The sequence below is a fragment of the Pseudomonas sp. AAC genome (assembly GCF_000725445.1).
GTDB classification, from domain to species: Bacteria; Pseudomonadota; Gammaproteobacteria; order Pseudomonadales; family Pseudomonadaceae; genus Pseudomonas; species Pseudomonas citronellolis.
The window spans coordinates 552,520-568,260 of sequence record NZ_KL647094.1; the positions used below are offsets into that span (position 1 = coordinate 552,520).

Sequence of the window (15,741 nt, forward strand, 5' to 3'; positions counted from 1 at the left end):
GATGACCCCACCCGCCGAGCCGCCGGCGGCGCCCGCCGACCTGGCGCCGCGCCCGCGCCTGACCCTGGGCAGCCACGTGCACAGCGGCTTCGACCTGCGCAGCGGGCGCATGCAGAACATCGCCCGGCACCGCGCCGCGCTGGCCTTCCTGTACGCCGGCATGCCCGTCTCGGGGCCGATCAACCCGCGCACCGGCAGCGAGCTGCGGGTGTTCCGCGACGACCGCATCGTCCGCCTAAGCCGCCAGCCCGAGCGCGAGCAGCAGCTGCGCCAGCAACTGCGCCAGTTCGGCTTCAAGCCGGCGATGCGGCGCAGCGATGCCCTGGAGGAAAGCGCGGGGGAGATGTTCGAGCTGCCCGACGACGCCACCTGGCAGCAGTTCATGCGCGAGGGCCTGCCGCAGCTGCGTGAGCTCGGCTGGGACGTGGACGTGCGCCCGGAGTTCGTCTTCGACCTGACGCCCATCGAGAACTGGTACGCCGAGATCGAGGAGACCGACGACCGCCAGTGGTTCGACCTGGAACTGGGCATCGAGGTCGACGGCCGCCGCATCAGCCTGCTGCCGGCGCTGATCGAGCTGATCCGACGCATGCCGGCGCTGCTCGACCCGCAGGCCCTGGCCCGCCACCCCGACGACGAGCAACTGGTGCTGCGCCTGGACGCCGGGCGCAACCCGGTGCACAGCTGGCAGACCGCCTCGGAGCGGCCGCTGCGGGTGGCCCTGCCCTTCGGCAAGCTCAAGCCGCTGCTGGGCACGCTGTCGGAGTTCTACCTGGGCGACCAGGCGCCGGTGCGCCGCCTGCGCATGGGCGCGCCGGACGCCGCGCGGCTCTCCGAGCTGGAAGAGCTGCCGCTGCGCTGGCAGGGCGGCGACGAATTGCGCGAGATCGCCCTGCGCCTGCGCGACTACCGCGCCCAGCCGGCGCCGCTGCCCGAGGGCCTGCGCGCCGAGCTGCGCGCCTACCAGCACGAGGGCCTGAGCTGGATGCAGACGCTGCGCGCGGTGGGCGCCAGCGGCATCCTCGCCGACGACATGGGTCTGGGCAAGACGCTGCAGTCCCTGGCCCACGTGCTGCTGGAAAAACAGGCCGGGCGCCTCAGCGCGCCGGCTCTGGTGGTGATGCCCACCAGCCTGATCCCCAACTGGCTGGACGAGGCCGAGCGCTTCACCCCCGGCCTGCGCGTGCTGGCCCTGCACGGCGCCGGCCGGCGCCGCGACTTCGCGAAGATCGAGGAACACGACCTCATCCTCACCACCTACGCCCTGCTCCCGCGCGATGCGGAGAAGCTCGGCAAGCACGCCTACCACCTGCTGATCCTCGACGAGGCGCAGAACATCAAGAACGCCGGCACCAAGGCGGCCCAGGCCGCGCGCCAGCTGAACGCGCGGCACCGCCTGTGCCTGACCGGCACGCCGCTGGAGAACCACCTGGGCGAGCTCTGGTCGCTGTTCCACTTCCTGCTGCCCGGCTGGCTGGGCGATGCCAAGCAGTTCGCCCAGCACTACCGCACGCCCATCGAGCGCCACGGCGACCAGGCGCGCCTGGCCCACCTGGCCGCGCGCATACGCCCCTTCCTGCTGCGCCGCACCAAGGAACAGGTGGCCTCGGAGCTGCCACCCAAGAGCGAGTTCATCCAGCACATCGAGCTCAGCGAGGCCCAGCGCGACCTCTACGAGACGGTGCGCCTGGCCCTGGACCGCAAGGTCCGCGACGAAATCGCCCGCCGCGGCCTGGCGCGCAGCCGCATCATCATCCTCGAGGCGCTGCTCAAGCTGCGCCAGGTGTGCTGCGACATCCGCCTGGTGCAGAAGGACGCCCCGCCGGCCAGCGGCCGCGCCAAGGCAGTGACCTCGGGCAAGCTGGAATACCTGCTGGACATGCTCGAGGAACTGCTCGCCGAAGGCCGCCGCGTGCTGCTGTTCTCGCAGTTCACCTCGATGCTCGCGCTGGTCGGCGAAGCCCTGCAGCAACGCGGCATCGACTACGCCCTGCTGACCGGCGACAGCCGCGACCGCCGCCAGCCGGTGGAAGACTTCCAGCAGGGCCGCGTGCCGCTGTTCCTGATCAGCCTGAAGGCCGGCGGCGTGGGCCTGAACCTGACCGCGGCGGACACGGTGATCCACTACGACCCCTGGTGGAACCCGGCCGCCGAGAACCAGGCCAGCGACCGCGCCTACCGCATCGGCCAGGACAAGCCGGTGTTCGTCTACAAACTGATCGCCCGCGGCACGGTGGAAGAGAAGATCCAGTTGCTGCAGCGGGAGAAGGCCGCGCTGGCGGCCGGCATCCTCGAAGGCGCGGGAACGGATTGGCAGCTGGACGATGCCGATATCGACGCGCTGTTCGCGCCTTTGCCGAAGGCGGTTTGAGGGGTGGGTCATCCGGGAGCGTAGGGCGAATAACCGTTCGCGGTTATCCGCCGCTTCACCTTCCTCGCCGGCCGCTGCATGGCTGAACCTGGCGCGGCTTTGATGGCGGCTCCGTGCTCGGCAACGAGCGGGATTATGGCCAAGGCCAAACGGCGGATAACGCCGTAGGCGTTATGCGCCCTACGCCAAGCCCACCATGGACGTAGGGCGTATAACCGTTCGCGGTTATCCGCCGCCTCACCTTTCTTGCCAGCCACTCCATGGCTGAACCTGGCGTGGCTTCGACAGCGGCTCCGTGCCGGCAGCGAGCGGTGTGTGGCGCAGGTCAAACGGCGGATAACGCCGTAGGCGTTATGCGCCCTACGAAAGCCCCCTACAACTGCGCCACATGCCCCGCCGTCTGATGCGCCCGCAGGTAGGGCAACACCGCCGCCAGCAACGGCGCCTTGAAGGCTTCCTGGAAACGATGGGCCATCCCCGGAATCAGCTTCAGCTCCGCCCCGTGGATATGCGCCGCCACATGCACCCCATGCATCACCGGCAACAGCGGATCGGCGGTGCCATGGATGACCAGGGTAGGCACATTCAAACGGTTGAGCAGGTCGACCCGGCTGGGCTCGGCGAGGATCGCCAGCATCTGCCTCTGCACCCCCTCGGGATTGAAGGCGCGGTCGTAGGATTGCGCCGCCTGCTGCAGCAATTGCTCGCGGTCGTCCTTCACCTCCGGGCTGCCCAGGGCGGCGAGCAGGTCGGCCTGCTGCTCGATGGCTTGTTCGCGGCTGCCGGCCTCGCGCCGGGCCAGCAGTTTCAGCAGGCTGTCGCTGGGCGCCGGCAGGCCCTCGGCGCCGGAACTGGTCATCACCAGGGTCAGGCTGAGCACCCGCTGCGGCGCCAGGTCGGCGACGTGCTGGGCGATCATTCCGCCCATGCTCGCGCCCAGCACGTGGGCCTGCTCGACGTGCAGCCCGTCCAGCAGGCGCAGGGCATCCCAGGCCATGTCGGTGAGGCTGTAGGGCGCGCTGACCGGCAGGCCCAGGCGGTAGCGGATCACCTCGTAGGTGAGGTTGGCGCCGGGCGTGGGCACGCGCCAGGCGCTCAGGCCGACGTCGCGGTTGTCGTAGCGGATGACGCGGAAGCCCTGCTGGCAGAGGGTCTGCACCACTTCGTCGGGCCAGTGGATGAGTTGGCCGCCCAGGCCCATGATCAGCAGCAGCGTCGGGTCCTTCGGCGAGCCTATGCTCTGGTAGGCCAGGCGCACGTCGCCCAGGTCCAGGGTGTCGGTGGGCACCCGTGGGTCGCAACGATCGCCGGCAAAGGCAGTGAAGGGCGCCAGGCACGACAGTGCCAGCGCCAGTAGAAACGCACGCATGTGAAAATCCGGAATGCAGAACCCCAGTGAAAGCCGATTCTGATGAATTTCCGTGCATCGCTCTGCCACACAACCGTGACACTTTGATGAAAGGCGCCGAGCGGTCGCCGCCAGCCTGACCGGCGTCATGGCACGGGCGCGGCCGGCCCGGCATGGTTCCAGGGAAGCAGTCGTTCGCCAAGGGGCGCCCATGAGCTATCCGATCCTGCTGGTCCTGCATCTGCTGGCCGCCATCGCCTTCGTCGGCACCGTGTTCTTCGAGGTGCTGATCCTCGAACGGGTGCGCCGCCATGTGCCGGCAGAAGCCCTGCGCGCCGTGGAACGCGCCCTCGGCCAGCGCCTGCGGCGGGTGATGCCCTGGGTGATCCTGACCCTCTTCGGCAGCGGCCTGGGCATGCTCAAACTGCGCTACCTGCCGCTGCTGGCCCATCCGCTGGACTCGCCCTTCGCCACCCTGCTGAGCCTGAAGCTGCTGCTGGCCGCCAGCGTGCTCTGCCACTTCTTCTGCGCCATGTACCTGATGCACAGCGGCGGGATGACCGGACGGCGCTCGCGGATCATCCACTACAGCGTCTTCGCCCACGTCCTGGGCATAGTGCTGCTGGCCAAGGGCATGTTCTATCTGAGCTGGTAGATCGGCGGCGGCACGGGCGGGTCGACAGCCGGCCGCGCATGAGACAAACTCAATCCAGTTTCGGATGTAATCAAGTTTTACTCATGTTGGAAGCGGCGCCATGCTCGAGATTCGTCACCTGAAAACCCTCCACGCCCTGCGTGAAGCCGACAGTCTGGTGGAAGCCGCCGAACGCCTGCACCTGACCCAATCCGCCCTGTCCCACCAGTTCAAGGAACTGGAGGACCGCCTGGGCCTGTCGCTGTTCATCCGCAAGACCAAGCCGGTGCGTTTCACCAGCGCCGGCCTGCGCCTGCTGCAGCTGGCCGATGCCATCCTGCCGCAGCTGCGCACCGCCGAACGCGACCTGGCGCGCCTGGCCGGCGGCACCGCCGGGCGCCTGCACATGGCCATCGAGTGCCACAGCTGCTTCCAGTGGCTGATGCCGACCATCGACCAATTCCGCGACGCCTGGCCGGAAGTGGAGCTGGACCTGGCCTCGGGCTTCTCCTTCGCGCCGCTGCCGGCCCTGGCCCGCGGCGACCTCGACCTGGTGGTGACCTCCGACCCGGTGGACATCGCCGGCATCACCTACGTGCCGCTGTTCACCTACGAGGCCCTGCTGGCGGTGGACAACCACCACGCGCTGGCCGGCAAGCCCTACATAGTGCCGGAAGACCTGGCCAGCCAGACGCTGATCACCTACCCCATCGAGCGCGACCGCCTGGACATCTTCACCCGCTTCCTGGAACCGGCCGACGTCGAGCCGGCCCAGGTGCGCACCTCGGAGCTGACGGTGATGATGATGCAGCTGGTGGCCTCCGGCCGCGGCGTGTGCAGCCTGCCCAACTGGGCGCTGCACGAATACAGCTCGCGCGGCTACGTGACGGCCAAGCGCCTGGGCGAGAAGGGCCTGTACTGCACGCTCTACGCGGCCATCCGCGCGGACATGCTGGATGCGCCCTTCATGCGCGACTTCCTGCTGACGGCCAAGGACACCTCCTTCGCCACGCTGGAGGGGGTCAGCGCGGCGAAGGGGTGAAGTCGCGAACAGCGCTTGCGCTGGCCCGAAGGGGAATAACCCAGTGGCTTGGGGGCTCGGTGTAGCGCGCCGCTCCGAGTCTGCGGAGATTTTTTGTTTCGCCCCCTCGGGCGAGTCCCTTTTGTCAATCGCCACAAAAGGAACCAAAAAGGCTTGCCCCGACATACGGGCCCGATGGAGCCGGGCTACCCTCGCGAATTCCCCCGCCACGGAGGCCCGCCCCGAGGGTACGTCCCTGTAGCCCATCGGGGCTCTCGCGACATCCATGTCGCATGACCTCCTGAGCGCCGGTTTCTCTCGGCCTTCTGAAGGGGCATTTCGGAGTGCGCGGATGTTTCTCTGGAAGTCCCAAGAGCAAACGCGCTTTTGCTTTTCGTAGGAGCGAGCTTGCTCGCGAACCCTGGGCTCCCGCGTTCGCGGGAATGACGGGGTGGGGGTTAGGCGTTTCAGGATGACTCAGGATTCTCCGGCCACTCCGAACAGCCCCCTCTCCCGCTTGCGGGAGAGGGCTGGGGAGAGGGCGCTCTTTGCAGAGCCCCAACCCCTGCCGCAACCCCGTCGGAAATCCGTAGGGCGGATAACGCCTACGGCGTTATCCGCCGAATCGCGGGCAGGGCCCGCTCCTACACCTTTCCCGCCACCTCGGCGTGTTCCGCGTGCCATTGCGCGTCCCGTTCGGCGATCTTGGCGAAGGAGGGCCGCGCGGTGACTTTCGCGATGTAGCGCTCAATGGCCGGGGTCTTCGGCACTATGCCGAAGTGCGTGGTCCAGGCCAGCGCCGAGCCCCAGAGCACGTCCGCCGCGGTGAAGCGTTCGCCGAGCAGGTAGGGCCCCTTCTGCAACTGCTCGTCGATGACCTTCATCACCGTCTCGAAATCGCCATAGGGGCTGCGCGCCTGGGGCGCCGGCTCGCGGCCCAGGGAACGGTCGGTCACCGCCGGCTCGAAGCTGGAGCCGTAGAACACCAGCCAGCGCAGGTAGGGCCCGCGCAGCGGGTCGCCGATGGCCGGCGCCAGTCCGGCTTCCGGGTACAGGTCCGCGAGGTAGATGTAAACGGCGCCCTGCTCGGTCACCAGCGCCTCGCCATGGCGGATGGCCGGGACCTTGCCCATCGGGTTGATCGCCAGGTAGGCCGGCTGGCGCTGCTCGCCGGCCTGCATGTTGAGCAGGTGCAGGTCGTAGTCGGCGCCCAGTTCCTCCAGCAGCGCCAGGGTGCCGGAGGAACGGGTTTGCGGGGAGTGGTAGAAGGTGATGCGACGGTCGCTCATGGTGCTTGCCTCTGCCGATGACGGGTCGGCCCCAAAGCATAGACCGCTCGCAGCGGAACGGCGCCATCGCCTGGCGCAGGTCCCCCACGTGGGCAAAACCGCCGGAAAGACTCAGCCGCGGACGATGCCGCGCCGGTACAGGGCCTCGATGGTCTCCGGCGCCAGGCCCAGCTCCGCGAGCACCTCGCGGGTGTTCCCGCCCAGGGCCGGCGGCGCGCTGCGGTAGCTGGCCGGGGTGCGCGAGAGCTTCACCGGCGAGGCGATGCCGCGGTAGTCGCCCAACTGCACCACCAGGCCGCGATGCACGGTGTGCGGGTGCTCGACCACGCGGTCCACCGTGGCGATGGCGCCGCAGGGCACGCCCAGGCGGATCAGCCGTTCGGCCAGCTCGCGGCCGTCGTGGGCCGCCAGGTGGCCCTCCAGCGCCTGCTTGAGCGCTTCGCGGTTGACCGAGCGCTGGCCGTTGTCGGCGAAGCGCGGGTCTTCCAACAGTTCGTCGGCGCCCAGGTATTCGCACAGCTTGGCGAACTGGCGGTCGTTGCCCACGGCGAGGAAGATCGGCTCGCCGCCGGTGCGGTAGCTGTCGTAGGGGGCGATGTTCGGGTGGGCGTTGCCGGTGCGCTGCGGCGTGCGGCCGGAGGCGAAGTGGTTCGGCAGGTGCGGGTGCAGCAGCGAGATGCCGCAGTCGTACAGGGCGATGTCCACCGACTGCCCGCGCCCGCTGCGTTCGCGCTCGTGCAGCGCCAGTAGGATGCCGGCCACGGCGTTCAGACCGGTGACCATGTCGACGATCGGCAGGCCGATGCGCAGCGGCCCGCCCTCGGCCTCGCCGTTCACGCTCATCAGCCCGGCCATGGCCTGGATCGCCGCGTCGTAGCCGGGCAGCCCGCCCAGCGGGCCGTCGGCGCCGAAGCCGGACACCGCGCAGTGGACCAGCCGCGGGAAGCGCGGGCTGAGCACCTCGGCGTAGCCGATGCCCCAGCGCGCCAGGGTGCCGGGCTTGAAGTTCTCGATCAGCACGTCGGCGCCTTCCAGCAGTTGCAGCAGCAACTCGATGCCCTCGGGCTTGGACAGGTCGACGGCGATGCCCTTCTTGTTGCGGTTGACGCCGCGGAAATAGGAAGCCGTGTCGCCCTCGAAGGGTGGGCCCCAGCCGCGCGTCTCGTCGCCGCCCAGGGGTTCCAGCTTGATCACCTCCGCACCGTGGTCGGCCAGGGCCTGGGAGCAGTAGGGGCCGCCCAGCACGCGGCTCAGGTCGATGACTTTCAGGCCACGCAGGGCACCGGTCTCGTGGTTCATGGCAACTCTCTCTTGTCGATTCTTGTCGGTTGCGGGAAATCAGGCCGGCAGCAGTTGCATGGCTTCGTCCAGGCTCATCTCGCTTTCGTCGAGCAGCCGGGCCAGCAGCGGCGCCCCGGCTTGCAGGCCCAGCGGGTCGCGCGGCAGCAGCTTGTGCTGCAGCACCAGGTGGGCCAGGGCCAGGCGCCGGCGGTCGCTGGCCTGGCGGCCGGCTTCCCAGGCCATGAAGATGGCGCTGGCGATGTGGTAGAGCGCGCTGCCGGCCTGGCGCACCTGCTCGTCCTGGCGCGCCTCGGCCACGTCGGCCATGAGTGCCACGCTGCGCTCCAGCAACGCCTCGAAGCGGGTGCGGCTGGCGTCCGGCAGGCCGCTCTCGACCAACAGGCCGCGCAAGTACTGGTGCAACGGCTCCAGGGCCTGTTCGCGGGTGACGGCGCGGGCGATGTCCAGCGCGACTATGTTGCTGGTGCCTTCCCAGATGGAGCCCAGGTGGGCGTCGCGGACCAGGCGCGCGTCGCTCCATTCCTCGATGTAGCCCACCCCGCCGCGCACCTCCATGGCGTCGCCGGTGACGCGCCGGGCATCGCGGCAGGCGCGGAACTTGATCAGCGGGGTGAGGATGCGCACGCACTTCTGCGCCGCGGCGTCGCCGCCATCGGCGCGCGGCAGCAGGGTGGCGATCTGCATGAACATGGAGCGCGCCTGCTCGGCCGGCAGCATCAGCTTCAGCAGCTGTTTCTGCATCAGCGGCATGTCGATCAGGTGCTTGCCGAAGGCGCGGCGGTGGCGGGCGATGAACAGCGCCTCGCTGAGCGCCCGGCGCATCAGGCCGGCGGCGCGCACGCCGTTGGACAGGCGCGACATGTTGACCATGTCGGCCATCTGCTGGAAGCCGCGGCCGACCTCGCCGATCAGGTAGGCGCTGGCGCCTTCCAGGCAGATTTCGCCGCTGGCCATGGAGCGGCTGCCCAGCTTGTCCTTCAGGCGCAGGATGCGGTAGGCGTTGCGCGAGCCGTCCGGGCGGTGCTTGGGCAGCAGGAACAGGGTCACGCCCTTCATGCCCTCGGGCGCGCCTTCGGGGCGGGCCAGGACCATGGCCAGGTCGGCGTCGGGGTTGGAGCAGAACCACTTGTCGCCGTACAGCTTCCACTCCCCGTCCTCTTGCCGCGCCAGGGTACGGGTGCGGGCAACGTCGGAGCCGGCGGCCTGCTCGGTCATGAACATGGCGCCCTGGAACAGCCTGTCGAAGTCCCGCGAGGCCAGCGACGGCAGGTAGCGCTCCACCAGCTCCGGCGCGCCGAACCTGCGCAGGGTGCGGGTCAGCGAATCGGTCATGCTGACCGGGCAGCACAGGCCGAACTCGGCCTGCACGAACAGGTAGGTCAGCGCGTACTTCACCAGCGGCGGCGCGCCGTCCGGGCGGTGGCTCATGGAGGCCAGGCCCAGTTCCGAATAGGCCACGCGCTCCAGGGCGACGTAGTCCGGGTGCTTGCGGATGCTCTGCAGGTCCTCGCCGCGGCGGGTGCGCGGCGCCAGCTGCGGCGGGTTCCTGTCCGCCGACAGGGCCAGCACGTCCAGTTCGTCGCCGGCGCGGGCGCCGAGGCGTTCGAGGGTGTCGCGCCACTGCGCCAGCACCTCCGGCGGCAGGTACACCTCCAGCAGGCGCTGCAGCGAGGGGTCGCAGGCATACAGGTTGATGCCGCGGCTGTCGGGGATGTTCAGGGCGTCTTCGGGGCGGACTTCAGGCATGGCGGTCATGGCGCGTCTCCGGGTCTTGTTCTGGCGCCGAGACTAGGAGTGCGTGACGATAAGTATCCAATACAATAAAAATCATCCACGATAAGAAAAACAAATCGTAGAAACCCGGGTGCCCTGCCATGGACCTCAAGCAACTGCGCTACTTCATCGCCGTCGCCGAGGAGCTGCATTTCGGCCGCGCCGCCGCGCGCCTGTTCATCTCCCAGCCGGCGCTGAGCTTCGACATCAAGAAGCTGGAGGAGCAACTGGGCATCCAGCTGCTGGTGCGCAACAACAAGTCGGTGAAGCTGACCAACGCCGGCCAGGTGCTGCTCGACGAGGCGCGCAGCCTGCTGCTGCAGGCCGAGAAGGTGAAGCGCCTGACGCTGCTCTCCGCCGAGGGCGCGGTGGGCCAGCTGCGCGTGGGCTTCGTCAACTCCATGCTCTACCGCGGCCTGCCGCGGGCCATGGCGCGCTTCGAGGCGGAGCAGCCGAACATGGAGGTGCTGCTGATGGAGATAAACACCTCGGAACAGGCCCTGGCGCTGCAACGCGGGCAGATCGACATCGGCTTCGTGCACTGGGCCAGGCTGCCGGCCGGGATCGCCTCCGAATGCCTGGTCGCCGACCCCTTCCTCTGCTGCGTACCGGCCGGCCACCGCCTGGCCGGACGGGCGCGCATCGACCTCGCCGAGCTGCGCGACGAGGGCTTCATCCTCTTCCCGCGCAGCCTGTCGCCGCACTACCACGACCTGATCATCGCCCGCTGCGTGGACGCCGGCTTCAGCCCGCACATCCGCCACGAGGCGCGGCTGTGGCAGACCATCGCGGCCATGGTCGGCCTGGGCATGGGCGTGGCCCTGCTGCCGCAGACGCTGTGCCTGGCCTGGAAGAACCAGGTGCGCTACCTGGAGATCGAGCAGAGCGGCGCGCGCTCGGAAATCCATGCCATCCTCGCCGCGCAGGACGCGCCCCATGCGGCCCAGGCCTTCCTGGCCACGCTCAAGGCCTGCCTGGACGAGGGCGTCGATACGCAATCGCTTATCGCACCATAAGATAAAAAAACTATTGATCCGCAGGGGCGCCGCATAGACTCCGAGCCAACCCGGGGCAACACCGACGCACGCCAGTCGCCACCCCGCGCCCTCTCCCGGAGGGCGCGCGCGGGGCCTGCGCGTCGGCGACCAGAACAACAACAATAAGCAGGACCCGCCCATGCCCAGCACGCCCTCCTCCGCAGACGCAGCGCTGCACCGCAAGGCCCGCAAGGCCGGCATCGCCTCCTTCATCGGCACCACCATCGAGTGGTACGACTTCTACATCTACGGCCTGGCCGCCGCCCTGGTGTTCGGCAAGGTGTTCTTCCCGCCGGACATGGACCCGGGCCTGGCCACGCTGCTGTCCTTCGTCACCCTCTGGTCCGGCTTCGTCGCCCGCCCGCTGGGCGGCATCATCTTCGGCCACCTGGGCGACCGGATCGGGCGCAAGAACACCCTGGTGATCACCCTGATCATGATGGGCATCGCCACCACCTGCATCGGCCTGCTGCCGGTCTACGCGCAGATCGGCCTGTGGGCGCCCGTCGCCCTGGTGGCATTGCGGGTGATCCAGGGCGTCGCCGTGGGCGGCGAATGGGGCGGCGCCATCCTCATCGCCAGCGAAAGCGCGCCCAAGGGCAAGGGCATCCTCTACGCGGCCTTCGCCCAGCAGGGCTCGCCCACCGGCAACCTGCTGGCGACCCTGGTGTTCTTCGCCCTCAGCGCCCTGCCCATGCCGGACTTCATGCTCTGGGGCTGGCGCATCCCGTTCCTGATCTCCGCGGCGCTGGTGATCGTCGGCATGGTCATCCGCCTGAAGCTGGAAGAGTCCGAGGACATGAAGCGCCTGCTGCAACAGAAGAAGACCGTGAAGCTGCCGCTGGTGGAAGTGCTGCGCGAGCACTGGCTGATCGTGCTGCTCGGCGCCGGGGTGCTGCCGATCATCCACGTCACCTACTTCAAGAGCACCTTCGCCCTGTCCTGGGCCACCAAGACCCTCGGCTACAGCCAGGGCACCTTCCTCAGCATCATCGTCATCGCCCTGGTGGTGCAGTTCTTCAGCCAGCCGTTCGGCGCGCTGCTGGCCTCGCGCATCGACATGCGCAAGGCGGCGTGCCTGATGGTGCTGCCGGAGTTCATCCTGATGCCGGCGATGTTCTTCGCCGTGGAAACCAAGGTCTACTGGATCGCCGCCGTGGGCATGTGCCTGGCCACGGTGCCCCATGCGATGTTCTACGGCGCGGTGGGCGGCATCCTCGCCCGCGCCTTCCCCGCGCGGGTGCGCTACACCGGGCTGTCGCTGGCCTACCAGCTGTGCTCGCTGCTGGTGGGCGGCGGCACGCCGGTGCTGGCGCAGTGGATACTCAACAGCACCGGCAGCATCGTCGGCGTGGCCATCGCCTCGGGGCTCTACGCCCTGGTCTCGCTGACCTGCACCCTGGCGCTGCTGCGCATCACCGGCTTCCGGGCCGGCGAGCTGTCCAGCGCCGAACGCGCCGACGCCCGCGAACTGGCCGCGGGCGCAGCGGTGGAGCCCGACGCTCCCGAGCGCGGCCGGCCGTTGCCCGCCGGCCCGCACCCGGCCTGAATCAGGCCTCCTCGAAGTGCATCTCCGGCGGCTGCTGACGGAAGCCGCCGGTGAGCACGGCCAGGTACAGCACCCCGGCGGTGAGCCAGGCCAGGCCCAGGTAGATGGCCAGGTGGTCGAGGCTGGCCATCAGCCACAAGTCGGCGACCAGGCCGATCAGCGGGAAGGCCAGGAACAGCACCGCGCCGCGCAGGCCGCGTTCGCCGCGGGCGATCCAGTAGTGGAAGATCACCGACAGGTTGACCAGGCTGAAGGCCAGGAAGGCGCCGAAGTTGATGAACGAGGTGGAGGTGGTCACGTCCATCTCCAGCGCCAGCAGGGCCACCACGCCGCACAGCACGATGCTGCCCACCGGGGTGCCGAAGCGTTCGCTCAGGGTGCCGAAGAAGGCCTTGGGCAGCACGCCGTCGCGGCCCATGGCGAACAGCAGGCGCGAGGCGCTGGCCTGGGCCGACAGGCCGGAGGTGAACTGGCCGACGATCAGGCCGATGAGGAAGAGGCTGACGAAGAGGTCGCCACCGATGTTGCGGGCGATCTCGTAGGCGGCCGAGTCGGCGTTCTGGAACTCGGTGGACGGGTGCGCGAGCTGCACGAAGTAGCTGGCGGCGATGAAGATAAAGCCGCCGATCAGGGTGATCAGCAGGATGGCGCGCGGGATGTTCTTGCGCGGCTCGTGGGTTTCCTCGGTCAGGGTGCTGACCGCGTCGAAGCCCAGGAACGAATAGCAGGCGATGGCCGCGCCGCTCATGATCAGCGGCAGTTGCACGCCTTCCTTGAAGAAGGGTTCCAGCGACCACAGCGGCTTGCTGGCGTCACCCAGCACGTAGTGCACCGCCAGCAGCACGAAGGCCGCCAGCACCAGGAACTGCACCAGCATCAGCACGCTGTTGACGTTCTTCGCCAGGCGCAGGCCGATGACGTTGATGCCGGTGGTCACGCCGATGAAGGCCAGCACCCACAGCGCCTGGGGCACCGCCGGGAAGGCCGAGTGCAGGTAGGCCGCGCCGATCAGCCAGATGGCCATGGGCAGGAACAGGTAGTCCAGCAGCACGCCCCAGCCGGCGAGGAAGCCCAGCTTGGGGCTGATGGACTTGCGCACGTAGGTGTAGGCCGAGCCGGCCACCGGGAAGGCGGCGGCCATGCGCCCGTAGCTGAGGGCGGTGAAGAGCATCGCCACCGAGGCCACGAGGTAGGCCGCGGGCACCACGCCGCCGGTGGTGTCGGCGAGGATGCCGAAGGTGCCGAGGACGATGATGGGGGTCATGTAGGCGATGCCGAACAGCACCACCGAACCCAGCGAGAGGGTGCGCTTGAGTCGAGCCATTGAGTGCTTACTCCGAGTTGTGTTTGTTATGGCAGAGTCGAAATCGACGCGTGCAAAGGCGGCGCCCCTCACCCGGGAGCCGCCTGGCGGGAGGGACGCTCCCGCCGGTACTTCTTGGCTGGATCGTTGGCGCGGCCCTGCGCCTTCCGGGGCTCAGCCCGGAATCAGCAGCTCGCGCAGGCCGTCGGCGTGCTCGCGCGTCTCGCCGGGCAGCACGAAGCGGCGCTCGGCGATGTAGCTGTAGTCGCGGCGCGCCTGCTGCAGGCGCGCCAGGTCCAGTTCCACGCGCATCCGGCATTCCTCGCGGCCGGCCTCGCAGAGCAGTTGGCCGAAGGGGTCGACCACCGCGCTGCCGCCGGCGAACACCAGACCGCCGTCGCCTTCGCCGACGCGGTTCACCATCACCGCGTAGGCCTGGTTCTCCATGGCCCGGCCGGTGATCGCGGTGCGGTGGGTGGGGCCGTAGGGGTCCATGTTGCCGTTGGTCACCAGGATCAGCTCGGCGCCCAGTTGGCCGAGGGCGCGGGCGCTTTCCGGGAACTCGATGTCGAAGCAGATCAGGATGCCCACCCGCACGCCCTTGAACAGCGCGGTGGCGTAGCGGTCGCCGGGGGTGAAGATGCCGCGGTCGGAGGCCCACAGGTGGGTCTTGCGGTACTTCAGGGCGATGCCCTCGGGGGTGACCAGCAGCGTGGTGTTGTAGAAGCGGCCGTCGTCGCCGGCCTCGGCGATGCCCACCACCACGGCCACGTCGCGCTCCCGCGCGGCCTGCTGCACGGCGCGCACGCTGGGGCCGTCCAGCGGCTCGGCCAGGCGGGCGACGTTGTCCTCGGTGGGGAAGCCCATCAGCTGGGTCTCGGGGAACACCACCAGGTCGGTATCCGCGGCGCAGGCGCGGATCGCCGCCAGGGTACGCCCGAGGTTGTAGGCGGTGTCGCCGTCGCGGCCGGCCAGTTGGACGAGTTCGACCTTCATTGCAGCTCCTGTCGTTCTTGTTGCGGGCTCGTTCGCCGCGCGGGGTGGATCGGCCATCCTGGCGGGAAGCATGACCGCCCGGCGCAAAAGGGTCAGAATGCGCGCCGGGCCGGTGCAAGGCATTCACCGAGTATGCAGTTCGCCATCGCGCCCGGGTAATTACGCCCACGTGGTAACCCAACAGGGGTAGAGGCATGAACCTTACGCTGCAGGACATCGCCTGGCACCGCTCGGTCGGGCAACTGATCGAGACGCTGGACAAGCCCAACTTCTGGCTCGCCCTGGTGCGCCTGCTGAACGAGTATGTGCCATTCGACAGCTGGGTGGCGCTGCTCTTCAGCAACGGCCGCCCGCAGGTGTTCGCCGAATGCCCGGGCGAGGACGGCGGCCCCGACCCGCTGTTCCAGGACTACCTCAAGGGCCTGTACCTGCTCGACCCCTTCTACATCGCCAGCCGCGAGGCCCCGGGCAGCGGCCTGCTGCGCCTGGCCGACGTGGCCCCGGAATGCTTCGAGCAGACCGACTACTACCAGCGCTACTTCCGCCTCAACGTGGTGGCCGACGAGGTGCAGTTCAACGTGCAGCTCGACGCCGAGCGCACCCTGTGCCTGTCCCTGGGCAGCAAGGGCCGCTTCAGCGCCGAACAGGCCGCCCTGCTCGACCTGCTGCGCCCCTGGGTGGCCGGCCTGATGCGCCAGCGCATGGCCTTCGAACGCGAACTGCTGGAACAGGCCACCCCACCGGCGCCCCGCTGGCAGAGCCGCCTGGAAGAAACCGTGGAACGCCTGGAAACCCCGCTGACGGCGCGCGAGCTGGAAGTGGGCCGGCTGATGCTCAGCGGCTGCTCCAGCAAGGAGATAGCCCGCAAGCTGGCGATCTCGGCGGAGACGGTGAAGGTGCACCGCAAGCACATGTACAGCAAGCTGGGGATCAAGTCGCAGTCGGAGTTGTTTTCGTTGTTCCTGCAGGCGCAGGGGTAAGGGGCGTCGCCGGGCTTCGGTGCATAGGCCGGCGGCGGATAACCGCGAACGGTTATGCGCCCTACTACCTGCCGGCTGACGCGGCGTTATCCGTCCACGCCGAACGGCTCCCTCTCCCTCCGGGAGAGGGCTGGGGTG

General features: G+C 68.9%; 12 protein-coding genes. 6 read left to right on the forward strand and 6 right to left on the reverse strand.

From position 1 onward, the window contains the following. Positions 1 to 343: 343 nt before the first annotated feature. A complete protein-coding gene (locus FG99_RS02175; RefSeq protein WP_141766283.1) occupies positions 344 to 2,371 on the forward strand; it encodes a DEAD/DEAH box helicase in 2,028 nt (675 codons plus the stop codon). Between the two features lie 373 nt (positions 2,372 to 2,744). On the opposite strand, the gene FG99_RS02180 is transcribed toward FG99_RS02175, so the two are convergent. Continuing rightward, positions 2,745 to 3,740 carry an alpha/beta fold hydrolase gene (locus FG99_RS02180; protein ID WP_043266994.1) on the reverse strand — a complete coding sequence of 332 codons (996 nt, stop codon included), beginning with the start codon at positions 3,738 to 3,740 and terminating at the stop codon, positions 2,745 to 2,747. Positions 3,741 to 3,930: 190 nt separating this feature from the next. Here FG99_RS02180 and FG99_RS02185 point away from each other — a divergent pair, with 190 nt between their 5' ends. Both FG99_RS02185 and metR read left to right on the forward strand, forming a co-directional pair. Next, the gene (locus FG99_RS02185; protein ID WP_043266996.1) at positions 3,931 to 4,374 is read left to right on the forward strand and encodes a CopD family copper resistance protein; all 444 of its coding nucleotides are present in this window, start codon (positions 3,931 to 3,933) and stop codon (positions 4,372 to 4,374) included. A 100-nt stretch (positions 4,375 to 4,474) separates the two neighbouring features. Beyond that, complete coding sequence (gene metR, locus FG99_RS02190) at positions 4,475 to 5,395, forward strand: transcriptional regulator MetR (protein ID WP_043266998.1); 921 nt, start codon at positions 4,475 to 4,477, stop codon at positions 5,393 to 5,395. Between the two features lie 623 nt (positions 5,396 to 6,018). Here metR and FG99_RS02195 read toward each other — a convergent pair. The 3 genes from FG99_RS02195 to FG99_RS02205 form a co-directional block, all read right to left on the reverse strand. Beyond that, positions 6,019 to 6,663 (reverse strand): glutathione S-transferase family protein, encoded by a 645-nt coding sequence (locus FG99_RS02195; protein ID WP_043267000.1) that lies wholly within the window; start codon positions 6,661 to 6,663, stop codon positions 6,019 to 6,021. Between the two features lie 111 nt (positions 6,664 to 6,774). Next, the gene (locus tag FG99_RS02200; RefSeq protein WP_043267002.1) at positions 6,775 to 7,962 is read right to left on the reverse strand and encodes a CaiB/BaiF CoA transferase family protein; all 1,188 of its coding nucleotides are present in this window, start codon (positions 7,960 to 7,962) and stop codon (positions 6,775 to 6,777) included. A gap of 39 nt (positions 7,963 to 8,001) precedes the next feature. Further along, on the reverse strand, positions 8,002 to 9,720 hold the full coding sequence (locus tag FG99_RS02205) for an acyl-CoA dehydrogenase family protein (protein WP_043267004.1): 1,719 nt from the start codon (positions 9,718 to 9,720) through the stop codon (positions 8,002 to 8,004). A gap of 119 nt (positions 9,721 to 9,839) precedes the next feature. Here FG99_RS02205 and FG99_RS02210 point away from each other — a divergent pair, with 119 nt between their 5' ends. Then, a complete protein-coding gene (locus tag FG99_RS02210; protein ID WP_043267006.1) occupies positions 9,840 to 10,754 on the forward strand; it encodes a LysR family transcriptional regulator in 915 nt (304 codons plus the stop codon). A gap of 160 nt (positions 10,755 to 10,914) precedes the next feature. Continuing rightward, positions 10,915 to 12,324, forward strand: coding sequence for an MFS transporter (locus tag FG99_RS02215; RefSeq protein ID WP_043267007.1), 1,410 nt, complete (start codon positions 10,915 to 10,917; stop codon positions 12,322 to 12,324). A 1-nt stretch (position 12,325) separates the two neighbouring features. Here FG99_RS02215 and FG99_RS02220 read toward each other — a convergent pair whose 3' ends face one another. Together FG99_RS02220 and FG99_RS02225 are read right to left on the reverse strand one after the other, a co-directional pair. Beyond that, entirely contained in the window at positions 12,326 to 13,648 is a 1,323-nt protein-coding gene (locus FG99_RS02220) for an APC family permease (RefSeq protein WP_043267009.1), read from the reverse strand. Between the two features lie 153 nt (positions 13,649 to 13,801). Then, on the reverse strand, positions 13,802 to 14,623 hold the full coding sequence (locus FG99_RS02225) for a carbon-nitrogen hydrolase family protein (RefSeq protein WP_009619041.1): 822 nt from the start codon (positions 14,621 to 14,623) through the stop codon (positions 13,802 to 13,804). A 194-nt stretch (positions 14,624 to 14,817) separates the two neighbouring features. Between FG99_RS02225 and FG99_RS02230 the strand changes: the two genes are divergently transcribed. Continuing rightward, entirely contained in the window at positions 14,818 to 15,603 is a 786-nt protein-coding gene (locus tag FG99_RS02230; RefSeq protein WP_009619040.1) for a helix-turn-helix transcriptional regulator, read from the forward strand. The last annotated feature ends 138 nt before the right edge of the window (positions 15,604 to 15,741 follow it).